General features: G+C 39.1%; 21 protein-coding genes. 20 read left to right on the top strand and 1 reads right to left on the bottom strand.

The annotated features are described in order from the left end of the window. Positions 1-52: 52 nt before the first annotated feature. The 10 genes from OE105_RS06890 to OE105_RS06845 all read left to right on the top strand — a co-directional run bounded on the left by OE105_RS06890 (position 53) and on the right by OE105_RS06845 (position 9,254). A complete protein-coding gene (locus OE105_RS06890) occupies positions 53-1,357 on the top strand; it encodes a pyrimidine-nucleoside phosphorylase (RefSeq protein ID WP_275422119.1) in 1,305 nt (434 codons plus the stop codon). A 293-nt stretch (positions 1,358-1,650) separates the two neighbouring features. Further along, positions 1,651-2,817, top strand: coding sequence for a D-alanyl-D-alanine carboxypeptidase family protein (locus OE105_RS06885; RefSeq protein WP_420842580.1), 1,167 nt, complete (start codon positions 1,651-1,653; stop codon positions 2,815-2,817). Between the two features lie 109 nt (positions 2,818-2,926). Further along, positions 2,927-3,280, top strand: coding sequence for an anti-sigma F factor antagonist (spoIIAA, locus tag OE105_RS06880; protein WP_275422029.1), 354 nt, complete (start codon positions 2,927-2,929; stop codon positions 3,278-3,280). Further along, positions 3,277-3,717 carry an anti-sigma F factor gene (gene spoIIAB / locus OE105_RS06875; RefSeq protein WP_275422028.1) on the top strand — a complete coding sequence of 147 codons (441 nt, stop codon included), beginning with the start codon at positions 3,277-3,279 and terminating at the stop codon, positions 3,715-3,717. The genes spoIIAA and spoIIAB overlap by 4 nt, the downstream gene beginning before the upstream one ends. 12 nt (positions 3,718-3,729) lie before the next feature. Further along, on the top strand, positions 3,730-4,491 hold the full coding sequence (gene sigF / locus OE105_RS06870; protein ID WP_275422027.1) for an RNA polymerase sporulation sigma factor SigF: 762 nt from the start codon (positions 3,730-3,732) through the stop codon (positions 4,489-4,491). 109 nt (positions 4,492-4,600) lie between these two features. Then, complete coding sequence (locus OE105_RS06865) at positions 4,601-5,218, top strand: stage V sporulation protein AA (protein WP_275422026.1); 618 nt, start codon at positions 4,601-4,603, stop codon at positions 5,216-5,218. After that, entirely contained in the window at positions 5,211-5,630 is a 420-nt protein-coding gene (locus OE105_RS06860) for a stage V sporulation protein AB (RefSeq protein WP_275422025.1), read from the top strand. The genes OE105_RS06865 and OE105_RS06860 overlap by 8 nt, the downstream gene beginning before the upstream one ends. Before the next feature lie 65 nt (positions 5,631-5,695). Further along, positions 5,696-7,156, top strand: coding sequence for a spore germination protein (locus OE105_RS06855; RefSeq protein WP_275422024.1), 1,461 nt, complete (start codon positions 5,696-5,698; stop codon positions 7,154-7,156). A gap of 128 nt (positions 7,157-7,284) precedes the next feature. Beyond that, positions 7,285-8,601, top strand: coding sequence for a diaminopimelate decarboxylase (gene lysA / locus OE105_RS06850; RefSeq protein WP_275422023.1), 1,317 nt, complete (start codon positions 7,285-7,287; stop codon positions 8,599-8,601). Positions 8,602-8,891: 290 nt separating this feature from the next. After that, positions 8,892-9,254, top strand: coding sequence for a GNAT family N-acetyltransferase (locus OE105_RS06845; protein WP_275422022.1), 363 nt, complete (start codon positions 8,892-8,894; stop codon positions 9,252-9,254). 55 nt (positions 9,255-9,309) lie between these two features. Here OE105_RS06845 and OE105_RS06840 read toward each other — a convergent pair whose 3' ends face one another. Then, entirely contained in the window at positions 9,310-9,786 is a 477-nt protein-coding gene (locus tag OE105_RS06840; protein WP_275422020.1) for a DUF309 domain-containing protein, read from the bottom strand. Between the two features lie 102 nt (positions 9,787-9,888). On the opposite strand from OE105_RS06840, the gene OE105_RS06835 reads away from it, so the two are divergent. The 10 genes from OE105_RS06835 (at position 9,889) to ccsB (ending at position 18,432) form a co-directional block, all read left to right on the top strand. Continuing rightward, positions 9,889-10,653 (top strand): segregation/condensation protein A, encoded by a 765-nt coding sequence (locus OE105_RS06835; protein ID WP_275422019.1) that lies wholly within the window; start codon positions 9,889-9,891, stop codon positions 10,651-10,653. Positions 10,654-10,688: 35 nt separating this feature from the next. Further along, complete coding sequence (gene scpB, locus OE105_RS06830; RefSeq protein ID WP_275422018.1) at positions 10,689-11,273, top strand: SMC-Scp complex subunit ScpB; 585 nt, start codon at positions 10,689-10,691, stop codon at positions 11,271-11,273. Positions 11,274-11,335: 62 nt separating this feature from the next. Beyond that, on the top strand, positions 11,336-11,692 hold the full coding sequence (locus OE105_RS06825) for a hypothetical protein (RefSeq protein ID WP_275422017.1): 357 nt from the start codon (positions 11,336-11,338) through the stop codon (positions 11,690-11,692). Positions 11,693-11,859: 167 nt separating this feature from the next. Next, positions 11,860-12,933, top strand: a complete 1,074-nt coding sequence (locus OE105_RS06820) for a D-alanyl-D-alanine carboxypeptidase family protein (protein ID WP_275422016.1) — start codon at positions 11,860-11,862, stop codon at positions 12,931-12,933. Then, positions 12,926-13,519 carry a nucleoside recognition domain-containing protein gene (locus OE105_RS06815; protein WP_275422015.1) on the top strand — a complete coding sequence of 198 codons (594 nt, stop codon included), beginning with the start codon at positions 12,926-12,928 and terminating at the stop codon, positions 13,517-13,519. The genes OE105_RS06820 and OE105_RS06815 overlap by 8 nt, the downstream gene beginning before the upstream one ends. Beyond that, complete coding sequence (locus OE105_RS06810) at positions 13,519-14,052, top strand: spore maturation protein (RefSeq protein WP_275422014.1); 534 nt, start codon at positions 13,519-13,521, stop codon at positions 14,050-14,052. Before OE105_RS06815 ends, OE105_RS06810 begins: the two co-directional genes overlap by 1 nt. Positions 14,053-14,226: 174 nt before the next feature. Further along, positions 14,227-14,958: a pseudouridine synthase gene (locus OE105_RS06805; RefSeq protein ID WP_275422013.1), complete on the top strand. Its 732-nt coding sequence runs from the start codon at positions 14,227-14,229 to the stop codon at positions 14,956-14,958. 102 nt (positions 14,959-15,060) lie between these two features. After that, positions 15,061-15,591, top strand: coding sequence for a thiol-disulfide oxidoreductase ResA (gene resA / locus OE105_RS06800; protein WP_275422012.1), 531 nt, complete (start codon positions 15,061-15,063; stop codon positions 15,589-15,591). A gap of 15 nt (positions 15,592-15,606) precedes the next feature. After that, positions 15,607-17,235, top strand: coding sequence for a cytochrome c biogenesis protein ResB (gene resB / locus OE105_RS06795; protein WP_275422011.1), 1,629 nt, complete (start codon positions 15,607-15,609; stop codon positions 17,233-17,235). 6 nt (positions 17,236-17,241) lie between these two features. Further along, positions 17,242-18,432, top strand: a complete 1,191-nt coding sequence (gene ccsB / locus OE105_RS06790) for a c-type cytochrome biogenesis protein CcsB (RefSeq protein WP_275422010.1) — start codon at positions 17,242-17,244, stop codon at positions 18,430-18,432. Positions 18,433-18,458: the final 26 nt, after the last annotated feature.

The raw sequence follows: 18,458 nt of genomic DNA, 5'->3' as shown, positions 1-18,458 counted from the left end.
AACACGGTTGGGTTTAAAAGAAAAATCAATCATAAAGGTGGGCGCGGTCATGATGAGAATGGTGGATATTATCGAAAAAAAACGGGATGGAATGGAACTTTCTACAGAAGAAATCCAATTTTTCATTAACGGATATACGAATGGAGATATTCCTGATTATCAAGCCAGTGCATTAATGATGGCTATTTATTTTCAAGGGATGAATGAACGGGAACGAACCGATTTAACAATGGCTATGGTCGATTCTGGAGACAAAGTTGATTTGTCAAAAATTGATGGGATTAAAGTGGATAAACATTCGACAGGTGGCGTGGGAGATACGACGACGTTAGTACTCGGTCCATTAGTCGCCTCCGTTGGTGTTCCCGTTGCAAAAATGAGTGGAAGAGGTTTAGGGCATACGGGTGGAACAATCGATAAACTTGAGTCAATTTCCGGATTTCATGTGGAAATTTCTAACGATGAATTTATCCGTTTAGTGAATGAAAATAAAATGGCTGTCGTTGGGCAAAGTGGAAACTTAACTCCAGCAGATAAAAAATTGTACGCTTTACGAGATGTGACAGCAACGGTGCCTAGTATTCCGTTAATTGCCAGTTCAATTATGAGTAAAAAAATCGCAGCAGGTGCCGATTGTATTGTCCTTGACGTAAAAACGGGCTCCGGTGCTTTCATGAAAACATTGGAGGAAGCAAGGGAATTGGCCCAGGCAATGGTTCGAATTGGAAATCGGATCGGAAGGAACACAATTGCTATTATTTCCGATATGAACCAACCGCTAGGATTGGCAATCGGTAACGCCCTGGAAGTGAAAGAAGCGATCGATACGTTGAAGGGAGAGGGACCAAAGGACTTGACAGAACTTTGTTTATCTCTCGGTAGTCAAATGGTATATTTGGCAAAAAAAGCTGATTCCATCGAAGAAGCGAGAAATATGTTAATTGAATCGATTCGCAGCGGTCGAGCGTTGGAAAAATTTAAAACCTTTATCACTTCCCAAGGTGGAGATGCTTCTGTAGTCGATCATCCAGAAAAACTTCCCCAAGCAAAATATCGCTTTGATTTAACCGCTGAAGAAGATGGATGGATTGCTGCGATGGATGCAGAAAAAATTGGGGTTGCAGCGATGTTGTTAGGTGCTGGAAGGGCGACGAAGGAATCGTTCATCGATTTGTCAGTAGGTATCGTCTTACGGAAAAAAATTGGTGATAAAGTAACAAAAGGCGAATCCATTTTAACGATTCACTCGAATCGGGAAAAGATTGATGACGTAAAACAATTGCTAAAGGAAAGCATTATCCAATCAAAGGAAAAAATCGAACCAGTAAAACTTATTCACGATATTATAAATGAATAGAAAAGTTTATTTGACCACTTACCGGCTTGAGGAACGATCAATTCCTCAAGTCGTTTTTTTGTCCATTGACAGCAATATTAAACCGATTGGGAAACATGTTCAGGAAAAAGTTTTCCTTTTCTAAAGTTTGATGCAACAGTCGTTAAAAAAATGAAAATTTTATATGGAAAGTGAGGAAATTATTGTATAAAACGGTTTAGATTGGAAACAATGAGGAAATGAACGTAGGTGAATGAATATTCCTTTCCGAATCCGAACCGATGAACAATGCCATATTTTTTTCTGGAGGGACAATGATGAGACGATTATATCTTTTGCCCGTTATTTTTCTCGCATTGAGTGTATTAGTTCCACAGGTGGGATATGCGGAAGAACAAGCGATCGAACTTGCCGATCAGGCCAAATCCGCTTTATTAATGGAGATGGAAACAGGAACTATTTTATACGAAAAAAATAGTGATGAACGATTATCCCCAGCGAGCATGACAAAAATTATGACGATGCTTTTGATGATGGAAGCGTTAGAAAAGGGAAAGATTCGATTAGATGAAAAAATACGAACGAGTGAATACGCAGCGAGTATGGGTGGATCGCAAATCTTTTTAGAAGAAGGGGAAGAAATGACCGTCGATGAGCTCCTTCAAGCGATCGCCATCGGATCGGCTAATGATGCGAGTGTCGTAATGGCAGAACGAATCGCCGGATCGGAAAAGGCGTTCGTCCAAATGATGAATGAACGGGCACAGCAATTAGGTTTAAAAAATACGAAATTCCAAAACTCCACCGGTCTTCCAGCTGAAGATCATTATAGTAGTGCAAAAGACATGGCCATAATGGCAAGGGAATTATTAAAGTATGACATCATTACGAAATACACCGGTCAATATGAGTCATATTTACGGGAAGGAACGAAAAAGAAATTTTGGCTTGTAAATACGAATCGACTCGTGAAATTTTATCCGGGTGTCGATGGATTGAAGACAGGATTTACAAGCGAAGCGAAATATTGTTTAACGGCGACTGCCAAAAGGGATGGGATGCGAATCATTGCTGTAATATTCGGGGCACCGACATCGAAAGAGAGGAATAGACAGATTTCCAAAATGTTTGACTATGCGTATAGTCAATTTGAAACGGTCCCCTTATATAAAAAGGGCCAAACGGTTGGTGAAGTTGTTGTCCAAAAGGGAGAAAAACAGAAATTGAAAGCCGAGACGGAAAGCCCGATTTCCATCCTCGTTAAAAAAGGAGAAAAAGTCGAAAATATCAAAAAGGAATTGGAGTTTGAAAAGGTGAAAGCTCCTGTGAAAAAGGGAGATCGAATCGGAACGATCAAAATATCCGAAAATGGAAATACAATTATCGAAAAATCCCTCGTAGCAGGGGAAACGATTCATCCTGCCTCTTGGTGGACTTTATATAAACGAACATTTAAACATTTGATGAAAATCGAATCATAAAAGGATCGATCAGAAAAGTTCGAATTACGTCTACTTTTGTCGGTTAGAAGGAATTTGAAAGGTAAGTAGCGAATTGACTCACTATACGGGAATAAGGAGGCTTAGTATAGTGAGTCTAGGAATTGATTTGGAAGTAAAACAATCTGTTCTGATCGTACGATTGAGTGGAGAACTGGATCATCATACATCGGATCAAGTACGAGAGCAAGTATCCGAGGCGATTGAAAAATGGAATATTCACCATCTCGTCATGAACTTAAAAAATCTTGAATTTATGGATAGTTCGGGTTTAGGGGTGATTTTAGGCAGATACAAGCAAATAAAACAGTTTGGTGGTGACTTAATTGTATGTTCATTGACTCCATCTGTTGAGCGATTATTTAATATGTCCGGATTGTTTAAAATTATCCGGCTTGAGGAAACAGAAGAGATCGCTTTAACAAGATTGGGGGTCGGAAAATGAAAAACGAAATGCAATTGCAATTTTTAGCTGTCAGCCAAAATGAATCCTTTGCCCGGGTAGCAGTCGCCGCCTTTGTCGCCCAATTAGATCCGACATTGGATGAAATCACGGAAATTAAAACGGTCGTATCAGAAGCCGTAACGAACGCAATTATTCACGGTTATGAAAATCAAGGGGAAGGTATCATTTCTGTAAAGGTAAAAATCGAAGGAAGCGTTGTGGAAATGGAAATCCGTGACCAAGGTGTAGGGATTCCGGATATTGAAGAGGCGAAACAACCGCTTTTTACGACGAAACCTGAACTGGAACGATCAGGAATGGGTTTTACCATCATGGAAAATTTCACTGATGAAATGACGATCGAATCGAAACCGAAGGAAGGCACGGTAGTGAAGTTGAAGAAACGGTTATCTAAAACGAAAGCACCGTGCAATTAAGGGGTATTGCCTATGGATGTGGAAGTGAAAAAAGGTTCAGACCAATCCTTTTTAAAAGATGGAGAACTGAAGATATTAATCAAAAGAAGCCAAGAAGGGGACGAAGAAGCGAGGAATGAAATTGTCCAAAAAAATATGCGCCTCGTTTGGTCTGTCGTACAACGATTTTTAAATCGAGGGTACGATCCGGATGATTTGTTTCAAATTGGCTGTATCGGTCTATTAAAATCTGTGGATAAGTTCGATCTCTCATTCAATGTGAAATTTTCTACCTATGCGGTCCCAATGATCATTGGTGAAATTCAACGGTTTATTCGAGATGACGGTACAATAAAAGTTAGTCGGTCTTTAAAGGAAGTCGGTAACAAATTAAGAAGGGCAAAGGACGAATTATCGAAGGAATTTGGTAGAGCACCTACGATTAACGAAGTGAGTGAATATTTACAAATTCCTGTCGATGAATTGTTGTTGGCTCAGGATGCCGTTGTTGCTCCCGCATCCATTCATGATACCGTATACGAAAATGACGGCGATCCGATTACATTGTTGGATCAAATAAGTGACCAAAACGAGGAAAAATGGTTTGATAAAATCGCCTTAAAGGAGGCGATTGAACATTTGGACGATCGGGAAAAACTCATCGTTTATTTACGATATTATAAGGATCAAACACAAACGGAAGTGGCAAATCGGCTAGGTATTTCACAAGTACAAGTATCCCGCTTGGAAAAGAAAATCTTGAAACAAATCAAAAACCGGATGGAAGAAGAATAGTTCCACCGGTTTTTTATTTCGTTTTTTCGGGAATGTCAATAATTGCCGATTATGAAAGGAAAGATCATTTCCAATACTATGGATAGAAGGTTATTGGGATGTGAGTATAATGAAAAACATTGTTTACATACGGATGCGCCACCGCATTCAAGTAAAAGAAAATCATAGAATTCGAGTGAAAGATGTGGCTCGGATCATCGCATCGAAGGAGCAAACACATCGGTTGGAGGAAATCCCTGTCTATACGGTTACGAAACAGGATCAAAATACGATTGTCATCGATTGTATGGCTGTAATTTCTGCCATAAGGAAGTACGAAAAGGATTTGGAAATTCAACCGATTGGACCGGCCCAAACGATCGTCGAAGTCATCTATCGAATTCGTAAACCATCAATGATTTTATTTTTCCTTGCTTGGCTCGTCCTTTTTATCGGATCAGCAATTACGATTATGAATTTTCATGAGGATGTGAGTATGCAAAAAGTCCAACAAAAATTGTACTTTCTGTTAACAGGTATAAAGGAAGATAAACCTCTTATTTTCCAAATTCCTTATTCCTTTGGTCTCGGTCTCGGTATGGTTCTTTTTTTTAATCATGTGTTTAAAAAGCGATTTAATGAAGAACCGAGTCCGTTGGAAGTGGAAATGAATAATTACCAGCAGGCTGTTGACCAATATATTATTATGCATGAAAACAAAGAAAGTGTGAAAAAAATCTATGATTAAAATGCTCGGCGTTGTTATCGTCTCCCTTTCCGCAGGTGTGGCAGTTGGCGGGGGATTTGTCGCTTTCATTACCGTATTGGGGATTATACCGAGGATGATGCAACTGACGAAAACGGCAAGGAAAATCGTTCTTTATGAAGCAGCCGTCATATTCGGTGCAATCTTTGGATCATATGTTAGCTTATTTGAACCCCAATTTTCCATCCCTCCGATTTTTCTGTTAGCAATCGGTCTATGTTACGGAATATTTGTTGGTAGTTTAGCTGCAGCTTTAACGGAGGTTTTAAATGTTTTTCCCATCCTTGCAAAACGAATTCATTTGGAAGAAAAAATCATTTATTTAATTGGGGCTGTCGTCTTCGGGAAAATTTGTGGCTCCCTCTTCCATTGGTTATATTTTATCACTTTGTAAACGATGGAGGAGGTGGATGTTTTGTTGGAAGGATCGATCAACATATACAGAAAGGTGTTGGCTTTATGAATATGGTACATATTCCTTCCCACTTAAGGGAAGTGGAAGCATATATGAAAGATCGAATCGGTTTAGGAACGAGTTTTGACCTTGGAGTCCGAAAAATCGATGTTCGAAAAAAACAGATTCATCTTTATTATACAAACGGACTAAATGACAATCATATGATTACGGAATTGTTGAAAGAAATCGTTCAAATCAATGAGGACGAACGGTTATTGACAAAAATTGAAAAGGTGATTGAAAATCGAATTGTTATCCAATCTGTAGAAAAGGTATCGACGATGGATGAAGTCGTGGATCAACTTCTTTCAGGGTTAGTAGTCCTTTTTATTGAGGGGGAAAGGGAAGCATTAATCATCGATGTTCGAAGTTACCCGGGAAGGCAACCGGAAGAACCGGATACGGAAAAGGTTGTACGAGGATCACGGGATGGATTTGTGGAAAACATTATTATGAACACATCCCTTATTCGAAGACGTATCCGGGACGAACGACTTCGTTTCGAACTATTGAAGGTAGGAGAACGATCGAAGACGGATGTGGCCATCGCCTATTTACGGGATGTGGCAAATACAAACTTGTTACACATTATTCGAAAGGAAATGAAACAGATTGAAATTGATGGGCTGACTATGGCAGATAAAATGATTGAAGAATTTCTCGTAAAACAAGGGTATAATCCCTTTCCTCTCGTTCGATACACGGAAAGGGCAGACGTTGCAGCAACGCATTTATTGGAAGGACATGTTTTAATTATCGTCGATACGTCTCCGAGCGTTATTATTGCCCCAACGACGTATTTTCATCACGTTCAGCATGCTGAAGAATATCGACAGTCTGCAGCAGTTGGAACATTGATTCGTTGGACGCGATTTTTTGGGATATGGATCTCCTTATTTTTATTACCTTTATGGTATTTATTTGTCCTTGAACCGGATCTTTTACCGAAAACGATCGATTATATCGGTCCAAAGGAAGAATCCCATGTACCGGTATTCGTACAGTTAATTTTAGCAGATATAGGGATCGAATTTTTACGAATCGCCGCAATTCATACACCTGCTCCCCTTTCCACAGCCATGGGAATTATTGCAGCGGTATTAATTGGAGAAATTGCCGTTGAAGTTGGCCTCTTTATTTCTGAAATCATTCTATATATTTCCGTTTCGGCCATCGGCACCTTTTCTACACCGAGTTATGAATTGAGTGTGGCGAATAAAATTGCCAGGGTCTTCCTTTTAATTTTTGTCGCCATTTTCCACGTTCCAGGTTTCATCGTAGGAACAACGTTGTTACTATTGTATTTAGCATCGATTCGATCCCTAAACACCCCGTATTTATGGCCATTGATTCCCTTTCGCTGGAGGGCATTTATGCAAATATTAGTTCGTCGTTCGACCCCGGGAGCAAAAATTCGACCGAGCATCGTTCAACCGAGAAATAAATATAAACAAAAAACATAGTAAGGAAATTCCCCAAATTCCCACAGATTTTATGCAATATTCTTTGAAAAAAATGATACCTACATTGCATAACGGAACATGTTATGGTAAAGTTTTTATAATTTAGGAACGGTTAGGAGAGAAATAAGATGCATTTATATGGTTCAATGAAAATAAATCAAAATGGCCATCTTGAAATCGGTGGTTGTGATTCGTTGAAACTAGCTGAAAAATATGGGACTCCTCTGATCGTATATGATGTATCCTTGATCCGAAATCGAGCGAGGAGCTTTCTCAATGCCTTTAAACAGTTAAATATAAATGGGCATGTAGCCTATGCGTCGAAGGCCTTTTCCTCGGTCGCTATCTTTCAATTAATTAACGAAGAAGGTCTTTCTTTAGATGTCGTTTCCGGCGGGGAACTGTATACCGCAATAAAAGCCCATATACCTCCAAAAAAAATTCATTTTCATGGGAATAATAAATCCGATGAGGAAATGGAGATGGCGTTAGATTATGGGATTGGTTATTTTGTCGTCGATAATTTCCATGAATTAAATCGACTTCAGTCGTTTTGTCAAAAAAGAGGGATTCGACAGGAGGTCTTACTTCGGATGACCCCAGGTGTGGAAGCCCATACGCACGATTATATTTTAACGGGGCAGGAGGACTCGAAATTTGGTTTCGACCTGCAAAATGGTCAGGCTGAAAAGGCGTTAGAATTAGCTCTTACACAGCCGAATTTGGAAGTAAAAGGGATTCATTGTCATATCGGTTCACAAATATTTGAAACCGATGGATTTATTATGGCGATTCAAAAAATATTTACGTATATTGAAAGGTGGAAGGAACATTTTTCCTTTATTCCAGAAATTGTCAATGTCGGTGGAGGTTTCGGTATTCGGTATACGGATGAGGATCAACCGTTGGAACCGTATAAATATATTGAAGCGATTGGAAAGGAAATCATACGACAAGCGAATCGGATTCAAGTTCCTATACCGGAAATATGGATCGAACCCGGTAGGTCTTTAGTAGGAGATGCGGGAACGACCTTTTATAAAATTGGTTCACGAAAGGAAATTCATGGCGTAAGAACGTATATATCCGTCGATGGAGGAATGAGTGACAATATTCGCCCAGCCCTTTATGACGCAAAATACGAGGCGGTGGTTGCCAATAAAATGTTAGAGTTACCGAAGGAGACCGTTTCCATCGCTGGAAAAGCTTGTGAGTCGGGTGATATGCTCATTTGGGATATATCTTTACCACAGACAAAAGCAGGCGATCTTTTAGCAGTTTTTTGCACAGGTGCCTATGGTTATTCGATGGCGAGTAATTATAATCGACTTCCAAGACCTGCGGTTGTATTTGTAGAAGATGGGAAATCCCAACTTGCCATAAAAAGGGAAAGTTATGAAGATTTAATGAAATTAGATGTACCGTTATATGAAACCGTAAAATAAGATAAAATACCCTTTTCATTCACAAACGATAATGGTATAGTTTACAAAAGGGTAGTGGATTCTTCTTATAGGTAGATTAGCATTTTTCCTTTGGATATAGTAGAATAGTAGAAGATGTAATAGGGGGATGGATATGCGGAAAAAAAATATCATCCTGTTTATTACCCTTTTATTTGTCGCATTGCTCTGGGGAGGTTATTATTGGCTCATCATAGCTCCTTAAGACAGAATGAAAGATGTCGATTGGGAAAGAATATGAAGGACTAGTTTTATATAATGAGGGATTTGTTATGCTGATTCGATATAAGAAAATATTTGAAAAAATTGCAATGGGTCTTTTATCTTTCATGCCGGAAGAAAAGGACTTAAAAAGATTGCAACAGACGGTTAAACAGTATGAAACCGATGAAAATTGGTATCTGTTTTTATGGAAAGCCAATGAGGATTTTATCGGACTGATTGGGTTCGTACAAACGGATGAAAAAACGATGGTAGTACAACATATTACTGTCAATCCTTCCCATCGGAGTCAAGGAATCGGTAAACAAATGGTCAAATCCGTACAAGAAATGTTTCCAGACAAACAATTTGTACCGACGGATACGATCGCTAGTTTTTTTCAACATTGCAATAAAACGGAAGGTTCGGCCTGACGAAAAAAGTCAGGCCCTTCTTATGAACGGATACATACGGTCCATCGAAACCATTTTATCGTCTTTCAATTTGTTCGTATCGAAATAAATGTTTATGTATAATAAACGTATCGGAATTTTCCATCGGTTGTGACCAATATTTTAGAAATTGATCGTTCGTATTCGAACAAGTATTGATTAATTTATTATCGACAATTGGAAAAGCGATCGGTTGATAAGGTTTTTTACGTAATATGGCTGCTTCCGTTTCATTTAAAATGTTGAGCAATCGTTCGCTGTCGATCCCATGCCGATCCACTTCATCCTTACATGTTCGGATATTCATGATCGCTTTTGAAATCAGTTTTTTCGCACCGTTGAAATTATTTCGTCGATAATGGTAAAAAAGAACAGCGATTAGAATCAATCCCTTCCATAAAGAGTTCCCTTTCCCTTCCTGTTTCCAGTATTCCTCCATCACTTCATGGCATTCGAAGTAGTCACGATTAATATGGAATAGTAATAAATATTGAATAAAATGAGCTGGATACATTCAATCTTCCTTCCTTTTTTCGTTCAATTCTTCTTTGGGATCCTTTCGATATCTTTTATACTTATCGTTAGTTAAGAAAAAATACGTTTATGGTGATCGATCATGGAAATGAAAATTAAAACAGGCGACTTTGAAGGCCCCTTAGATTTACTTTTACATTTGATCAAACAGTTGGAAATCGATATTTACGATATTCCAATGGCGGAAATAACTGAACAATATATGCAATACATCCATACGATGCAAGAATTACAACTGGATATTGCCAGTGAATACTTAGTGATGGCAGCTACACTACTTGCGATCAAAAGTGAAATGCTATTGCCGAAATACGATGATGTTGAAGAACAAGTCGAATTTGAAGATGAGTTTGAAAACGATCCTCGGGAGGAATTGGTTGCCCGATTAATAGAATATCGAAAATATAAAGAAGCAGCAAATCATTTGAAGGAAAAGGAAAAACAACGGGCGATGATGTTCACGAAACCACCGAGTGATCTTTCGGAATATGCTTCCAGTTCCGGTAGTAATTTTGTTGGAAAAAGAGCAACGATCTATGATATGTTAGGGGCTTATCATAAATTATTACGTAGACAGCGATTGGAAAAACCGTTACATACGAAAGTCGTTCGTGAAGAGGTATCCATCGAAAAACGGATGGAAGAAGTGATGAATGCGTTGAAGGTGAAAAAGGAAATGGTCCATTTTGAAGAGCTGCTCACCGTACGAGTGAAAAAAATCATCGTCGTAACCTTTTTAGCCATTTTAGAATTGATGAAACGAAATATCATCGTCGTTCAACAAAAGGATAACTTCGACGATATCTGGATCATTTCTATCCAATCTACGGATGAATTCAACCTGTAAGATGTGACATATTTCAATAGAGAAGGTGGTTAACTTTGGACAATGTAAAATGGCTCGGGATTTTAGAAAGCCTATTGTTTGCAGCCGGTGATGAAGGATTGACATTAAAACAGGTCGCGAAAGTCATGGATATTCCCGAATATCGGGCCAATGAGCTTCTCAATATGTTAAAGGAAGAATATGAGAATAATAAAAATCGAGGAATTACATTGATCCAGTTGGCAGGTACATATCAATTAGTCACAAAAAAAGACCATGCCATCTATTTAAAACGATTAGTTGAAACTCCGAATCAAGCATCCTTATCCCAGGCGTCATTGGAGACGTTAACGATCATTGCTTATAAACAACCGATCACAAAAGCGGAAATCGAAGAGATTCGGGGTGTAAAAACGGAACGTCCGATTCAAACGTTGATTGCAAAAGGATTAATCCAAGAAGTCGGCAGGAAAGAAGGAATGGGTCGGGCGATTTTATACGGGACGACGAAGGAGTTTTTAGATTATTTTGGATTGAATGATATTCAAGAATTGCCACCCCTTCCCGATGAAAATAATGAACCGCTTTTCCAAGAAGAAGCTAACCTATTTTTCGATCAACTGAATGAGGAAAGGGAATAATCGATCGTTTTTCAAATATATATTCCCTATAGGTGGGAAACGATTGATGAAAGGGTGGTTAAATGCGTATTATTGATTTTCACGGTGTCGAGTTGGAGAAAGTAAAAGGATCCTTCCAAGATTATTTTAATGAAAGTTTTGTCACGTATGTGGAAGATGGAAAGGAGAAAGTTTTTTCCGTTCTTTATCTCCGCTATTTTGAAGATAATTATACCGAATTTACCCCCTTCGATCAAAATCCTCTATGGGAAATAAATGGAAAGCCTTGTTATATTAAGGATATTACTGCACTTTTTTACCTTTTAACAAAAAATCCCCGACGTAACCAAAGGAGAATATATATATGTGATGGAAAAGAATTCGCATCCATTTTTGAAGGAATGGACAAGGAGAAAGGATTGTCCATTCTTTTTCAATAAAATTCCTTCTTCCATTCATATCTTTTTTTCTACTGCCATACACTTGTACAAAACACCAAAGGAGTCGATGGACAAGTATGGGCTTGGTTACAAAGCGCTTCCTCTTCTTTTTTTTCATCACCTTGTTTTTTATTCCTTGGATTCCTCAAAAAATCGAGGCTTTCAATTTGGAAATCCAATCGAACGCTGCCATTATTATGGACGAAAAAACAGGACGGGTATTTTTTGAAAAAAATGCCCATAAAAAAACGAGAATTGCTAGCATCACGAAAATTATGACGGCGATTATCGCCATTGAGTCTGGACAATTAGATGAAACGGTGACCGTTAGCAAACGGGCGACAAAAACGGAGGGATCTTCAATTTTTTTGCAACCGTTGGAAAAAATCAAATTGGAAGACTTAGTTTACGGTTTAATGTTGCGCTCTGGAAACGATGCGGCCGTGGCGATCGCTGAACACGTTGGAGGAAGTTTAGAAGGCTTCGTCTTTTTGATGAATGAAAAGGCGGAACAAATCGGTATGAAAAATACCCATTTTGCCAATCCCCATGGCCTAGATGACCATAAAGATCATTATTCCACCGCTTATGATATGGCACAATTAACGAAATATGCGATGAAAAATGAAAAATTTCGAGAAATTTTCGGGACGAAGGTATATTATGCTCCAGACCCAAATGGTGAATGGGATCGAAAATGGGTGAATAAGAACCGCTTATTGACGGGATTGTATAAATATTCAACAGGAGGAAAAACCGGGTACACGAAATTAGCGAAACGGACCCTCGTTTCTACTGCTGAAAAAAATGGGATGGAATTAATTGTCGTAACGTTAAATACCCCTTCCCAAACCGATTGGAATGAACATATCGCATTATTTGAATATGTATATGATCAATATGAATACCATCCCCTCGTTGAAAAGGGTCCGATCGAGGTCGTTAAACATCCCTTTTACCAAAATCAAGTATATGTAAAAAGAGACTTTGTCTATCCCATCTTACCGAAAGAAAAGAAAGATGTGAGAATTAAGCACCGGTTGTTAAAACCGAAAAAAGATTGGGAAAGGGATAAAGATGCTATACCGGAGATCGTTGGAAAGGCGGAAATATATTTTCAAAATCAATTGGTTCATACTTTACCTATTTATTTTGAAAGGGAGATTCGGAATCATCCATCCTTTTTTGAACGGATAAAGCAATTATTCGGTATGATTATAGGGGTTAATGCCTATGATTAATCTCATTTGGGTATTTATGGCTGGATTTGGAATTGTATTTGCGATGTTTAACGGTACGATGGAGGAAGTGAATGAGGCCGTTTTTCAAGGCGCACAAGAAGCGGTTACCCTTTGTATTGGCTTGATTAGCGTCCTCGTATTTTGGTTAGGCTTAATGAATATTGCCAGACATTCTGGGCTCTTAGATACCTTTGCAAAAGGGTTTCGTCCGATCGTGCAAAGGCTATTTCCAGAAGTACCGGCGAATCATCCGGCAATGGGCTATATTTTATCAAATATGATGGCGAATATGTTCGGTTTAGGAAATGCAGCTACTCCGTTCGGGATTAAAGCGATGGAAGAATTAAAAGCATTAAATGGAGGGAGACCGTCCGCTAGCCGATCGATGATTACGTTTCTTGTGATCAATACTTCGAGTTTGACGATTATTCCGACGACGGTTTTGGCGATACGGATGAACTACGACTCTATATCCCCTGCGGAAATTGTTTTACCGACGATGATCGCGACATTTTGTTCTACAACGGGGGGAATTCTCATCGACCGCTATATTTATTATCGAAAACACCGAAACGGGGTGAAGTGATGGGTATCATTTCAACCGTTTCCCTATGGATAATTCCACTGATCATATTTATCATTTTAATGCATGGAACATGGAAAAAGGTTCCTACATATGAATGCTTCGTGGAAGGGGGAAAGGAAGGCATTAAAATTGCGATATCTATCATCCCCTTTCTCGTTGGCATGCTCGTTTCCATTTCGATTTTTCGTGCCTCCGGAGCGTTGGATTTTATTGTGAACCTTCTTCGGCCTGCCTTAGCATGGATCGGAGTGCCTGCGGAGATCGTTCCACTCGCCATCATTCGACCGATTTCAGGGACGGCAGCCCTAGGAATGACAAGTGATTTAATTGCCACGTTCGGTCCGGACTCGTTTATCGGTCGACTCGCCAGTGTATTACAAGGAAGTACAGATACGACCCTTTATATATTGACAGTTTATTTCGGTGCGGTTGGAATTAAGAAAATGGGAGATGCATTGAAAATCGGGTTGCTAGCAGATATTGTCGGAATTGTTGCGAGCATTTTGATCGTCAGTTTCTTTTTTGGGAGATAGATTTGAGGATGAAAATGAAAAGAAAAAAGGGTACAATGAAATCGGGTGTGAAACAGCCGATTTTTATTTTTTTATCGGAAAAAGCGTATACCTTTATTTTTCTAATGTAATTGTGGCATAATTCAGTCAGGTACCTATTTTTTGCAACAAGATGATACAGGAGTGAAAAAACAAATGGAAAGATTACAAAAAGTAATCGCGAGAGCAGGGATTGCCTCGAGGCGAAAAGCGGAACAATTGATTCTCGGAGGGAAGGTTACCGTCAACGGACAAATAGTAACTGAACTCGGTACAAAAGTTAGTTCAAAGGATATCATTGAAGTAGAAGGAATAAAAGTTGAAAAGGAAGAACCGGTATATTTTTTGCTATATAAACCGCGGGGGGTTCTTTCGACTGTCTCCGATGATAAAGGAAGAAAAACGGTCATCGATTTTTTTCCTGAACTGGATTATCGAATTTTTCCCGTCGGTCGGCTAGATTTCGATACATCAGGGTTAATTTTATTGACTAATGATGGTGATTTGGCCAACAAACTGATGCATCCGAAATTCGAAATGGATAAAACATATATTGCCAAAGTTAAGGGGATTCCCTCCCGTCGAGATTTAAAAAAATTACAAAACGGTATACAGCTAGAAGATGGTGTAACTGCTCCTGCAAAAGTAAAATTTCGTTCTGGTGATCGAAAAAAAGGGACAGCCATTATTGAGATTACGATTCATGAAGGTAGAAACCGTCAAGTGAGAAGAATGTTCGATGCAATCGGATATCCGGTTTTAAAATTAAAACGGGAACGATATGCGTTTTTGACGTTAGATGGACTAGCACCAGGAGAATACCGTCCCCTTTCGCCCCATGAGGTGAAACAGTTAAAAATCCTTACGCAACAGGGTCGGATCAATTAACGAAACCGTCCCTGCTCGTCACAAAATATTCACAATATAAACATTATGAATATAGGGGAAAATGTTATAATCTTACAAAACTTATAACTTGGGAGGGTTTTCATGGAAAAAAAAAGGCGGAGATTCATTCAACGGACGATCATATTGTTCGTTTTAGCGATGGCAATCATTTACACCGTCTATACAAACTTAATGAAAGATGAAAGAAAAATCGCCCAAGTCGGTGAAACGGCACCGGACTTTATGTTAGAAGATATGGATGGGAATATGATTCGCCTATCGGATTATAGAGGGAAAGGCGTTTTCCTGAATTTTTGGGGAACGTTTTGTAAACCGTGTGAAGAAGAAATGCCGTATATCGATCGCCAATATCAAATTTATAAAGATCAAGGTGTGGAAGTGATCGCCGTGAACGTCGGTGAGACCGATTTGGCGATTGAAACATTTGCAAAACGACTCTCCCTTTCGATTCCAATTGTCGTAGATCGAAAAGGGGAGGTACAGGAAGCTTACGGAATTTTCCCACTACCTGCCACTTTCCTCATTGATTCGAATGGGAAAATAATCCATTATTTTGATCGGGAAATGGATGAACAAACCGTGAAAGATTTCATGGAAAGAATTAAACCGTAACAGGGAGTTATTGCGATGAAAGAAATCAAATGTGAATGCGGACATGTCAATCCAAACGGAACGGTGCTATGCGAGTCTTGCGGGAAGGTTCTCGATGAAAAACAACAACAACCGATATTAGATATGCGTTATGAAGGTACGGCAAGACGCTCACAGACGTATAAACGGACAATTATTGATAAAATCTGGAATTTCTTCTCCTCGGTAAAAGTCGGGGTCGCATTAATCATTATCACGTTAATTGTATCAGCATTAGGAACGATTTTCCCACAGGAAAAACATTTATCGCTAACCGTGCCTGCTGAAATATATTACAAAGAAAGATACGGTTGGTTTGGAAAGGTGTATTATGCCCTCGGTTTTCACGATTTATACGGGTCCCTGTGGTATGAGCTTTTGATTGCATCGATTGGCGTTTCCCTTGTTATTTGTAGTTTAGACCGGGCGATTCCCCTTTATCGAGCGTTGAAAAAACAAAAACCAAAAAAACACGTGAGTTTTTTAAAACGGCAAAGATTATTTGCTGAAACGGATTTACATGATGCGGATGAAAAGGATACGTTCAATCTTTTGAAAGAAAGGCTCGTGAACAAGCGATATCGAATTATGGAGGACGGAGAAAATCTATTAGCGGAAAAGGGCCGGTTTTCCCGTTGGGGTCCGTATGTTAACCATATTGGCCTGATTATCGTCCTCATCGGTGTAATGCTTCGCTCTGTGCCGGGGTTTTATGTGGATGAGTGGATGATGATCAAAGAAGGAGAAACGAAAACTATACCAGGAACGGATAAACAATATTATTTGACAAATCATCAATTTTTAATCGAAACGTATGATGAAAATGATAATGAGGCTTATAAAGAAGCTTTAGAGAACCAGGGTGCAATTGTAAAAAACTATCAATCGAATGTAACATTATATAAAGCTTCCGAATCTTTACCTGGAGAGGAGCCAAAATTAACGAAATTAAAAGATTATGAGATTCGTGTCAATGAACCGCTTACGTTTGACGGTTTTTCCATATATCAAATGACTTATAAAAATGAATTAAAGTCGATGACCTTTGGGCTCATGGAGAAGGATACGAATGAAATATTCGGGCAAGTTACGATTGATTTAGACGGTCCAAAACGAATCTATGATTTAGGAAACGGTTACCAAGTAGAGATATTGAGTTATTTTCCTGACTTTGAATTTTCTAACGGGGAACCTTCTACAAAATCTGGGGATCCGAATAATCCAGCCTTTGCTTTTAAAATGATTACACCGGACAAACGAGATGGGGAATTAAGTTTTACAAGTATTCAGCAGACGATTGAACCGTTCGGGGAAAATAAATATAAAATGGTTTTCCAAGGGGCTGATACGGTTTATTATTCCGGTTTGACGGTTAGGAAAAACGAAACATTATGGATTCTCGCCCTCGGAGGAACGATTTTTCTCATTGGAGTCATTCAAGGGTCCTTTTGGTATCATCGGCGGATTTGGGTAAAAGTTGTTGACAACCGTTTTTATATTGCCGGGCATACGAATAAAAATTGGTTCGGTTTTCAAAAGGAAATCGATGAAATTGTCGATGGAACTGGACTTCCTTTCCTAATTGATCAAAGTAAGAAGAGCCGTGAAAAAGTGAACGAGGGGTGATGGTAAATGGTTGAGGTAAGTTCTCATTTTTTGTTAGCGTCCTTTATTATATTTTTATTCGCCATCCTTTTTTTTGGCGGAGCGATTCGTCAAAAGGGGTTGGAAAATCGGAAGGGTAATGGGAAGAGAGTCAGCGGAAAACTTGGATTCCTTTTGACGATTATAGGGTTTCTGTCCCAATTGGGGTATTTTATTACTCGATGGATCGCTGGAGGGCATGCTCCTGTCAGTAATATGTTTGAATTTGCAACGTTTTTTAGTATGATGCTCGTCCTTGGCTTCCTTATTTTCTATTATCTATACCGTTCTGCGGTTTTAGGATTATTCACTTTGTCGGTAACAGTAATTATCATTGCGTATGGAAGTATGTTTCCAAAGGAAATTACGCCGCTAATTCCTGCCCTCCAAAGTATTTGGTTGAAGATTCATGTTATGACAACGGCAGCCGGACAAGGAATATTGGCGATCAGTTTCGTTGCGGCATTAATTTATTTAATCAAGAATGTTAATCAATCCGGTATAACGAAAAGTCGGTTTTGGTTAGAAACCGTTATGTATATCGTTGTCGTGTCGATCGGTTTTGTCCTTATTTCGTTCACCTTTTCAGCGATTGACTATAAGGCCCAATTCGAATGGATGAATAAAGATGGGTTTCAAGAAACATATACGTATTATCTTCCGGCCATCGCCGGTCCAAATGAGGGAGTATTGTTAACGGAGGGACGGATGGAGCCCCTTTTTGAATTACCTGCCAATTTTAATGCGAAAAAGGTCAATACAGTAGTCTGGTCCTTTTTGATTGGGACGATTCTGTATGGTCTCTTCCGTCTAATTACACGGAAACGATTGGCCCATGTAATCCGACCGCTAGTGAAAAATATCGATGATAATCTGTTAGATGAAATTAGTTATCGATCTGTGCTCATCGGTTTTCCGATATTTACTTTAGGCGCATTGATCTTCGGAATGATTTGGGCCCGGGATGCATGGTCGAGAGTTTGGGCTTGGGATCCGAAGGAAGTATGGGCACTGATCACATGGTTATTTTATGCAGCTTTTTTACATTTACGTCTTTCCAAAGGTTGGCATGGGGAAAAATCTGCCTGGTTAGCTGTAATCGGTTTTGCAATTATTATGTTTAACCTCATCTTTGTGAATTTGGTTATCGCTGGTTTACATTCCTATGCGTCTCCATGATTTTGATGGAGACTTTTTCATTAGGG

This window comes from Fervidibacillus halotolerans (assembly GCF_026547205.1).
GTDB lineage: Bacteria > Bacillota > Bacilli > Bacillales > Caldibacillaceae > Fervidibacillus > Fervidibacillus halotolerans.
This window is presented reverse-complemented; position numbering and strand designations above follow the sequence as displayed.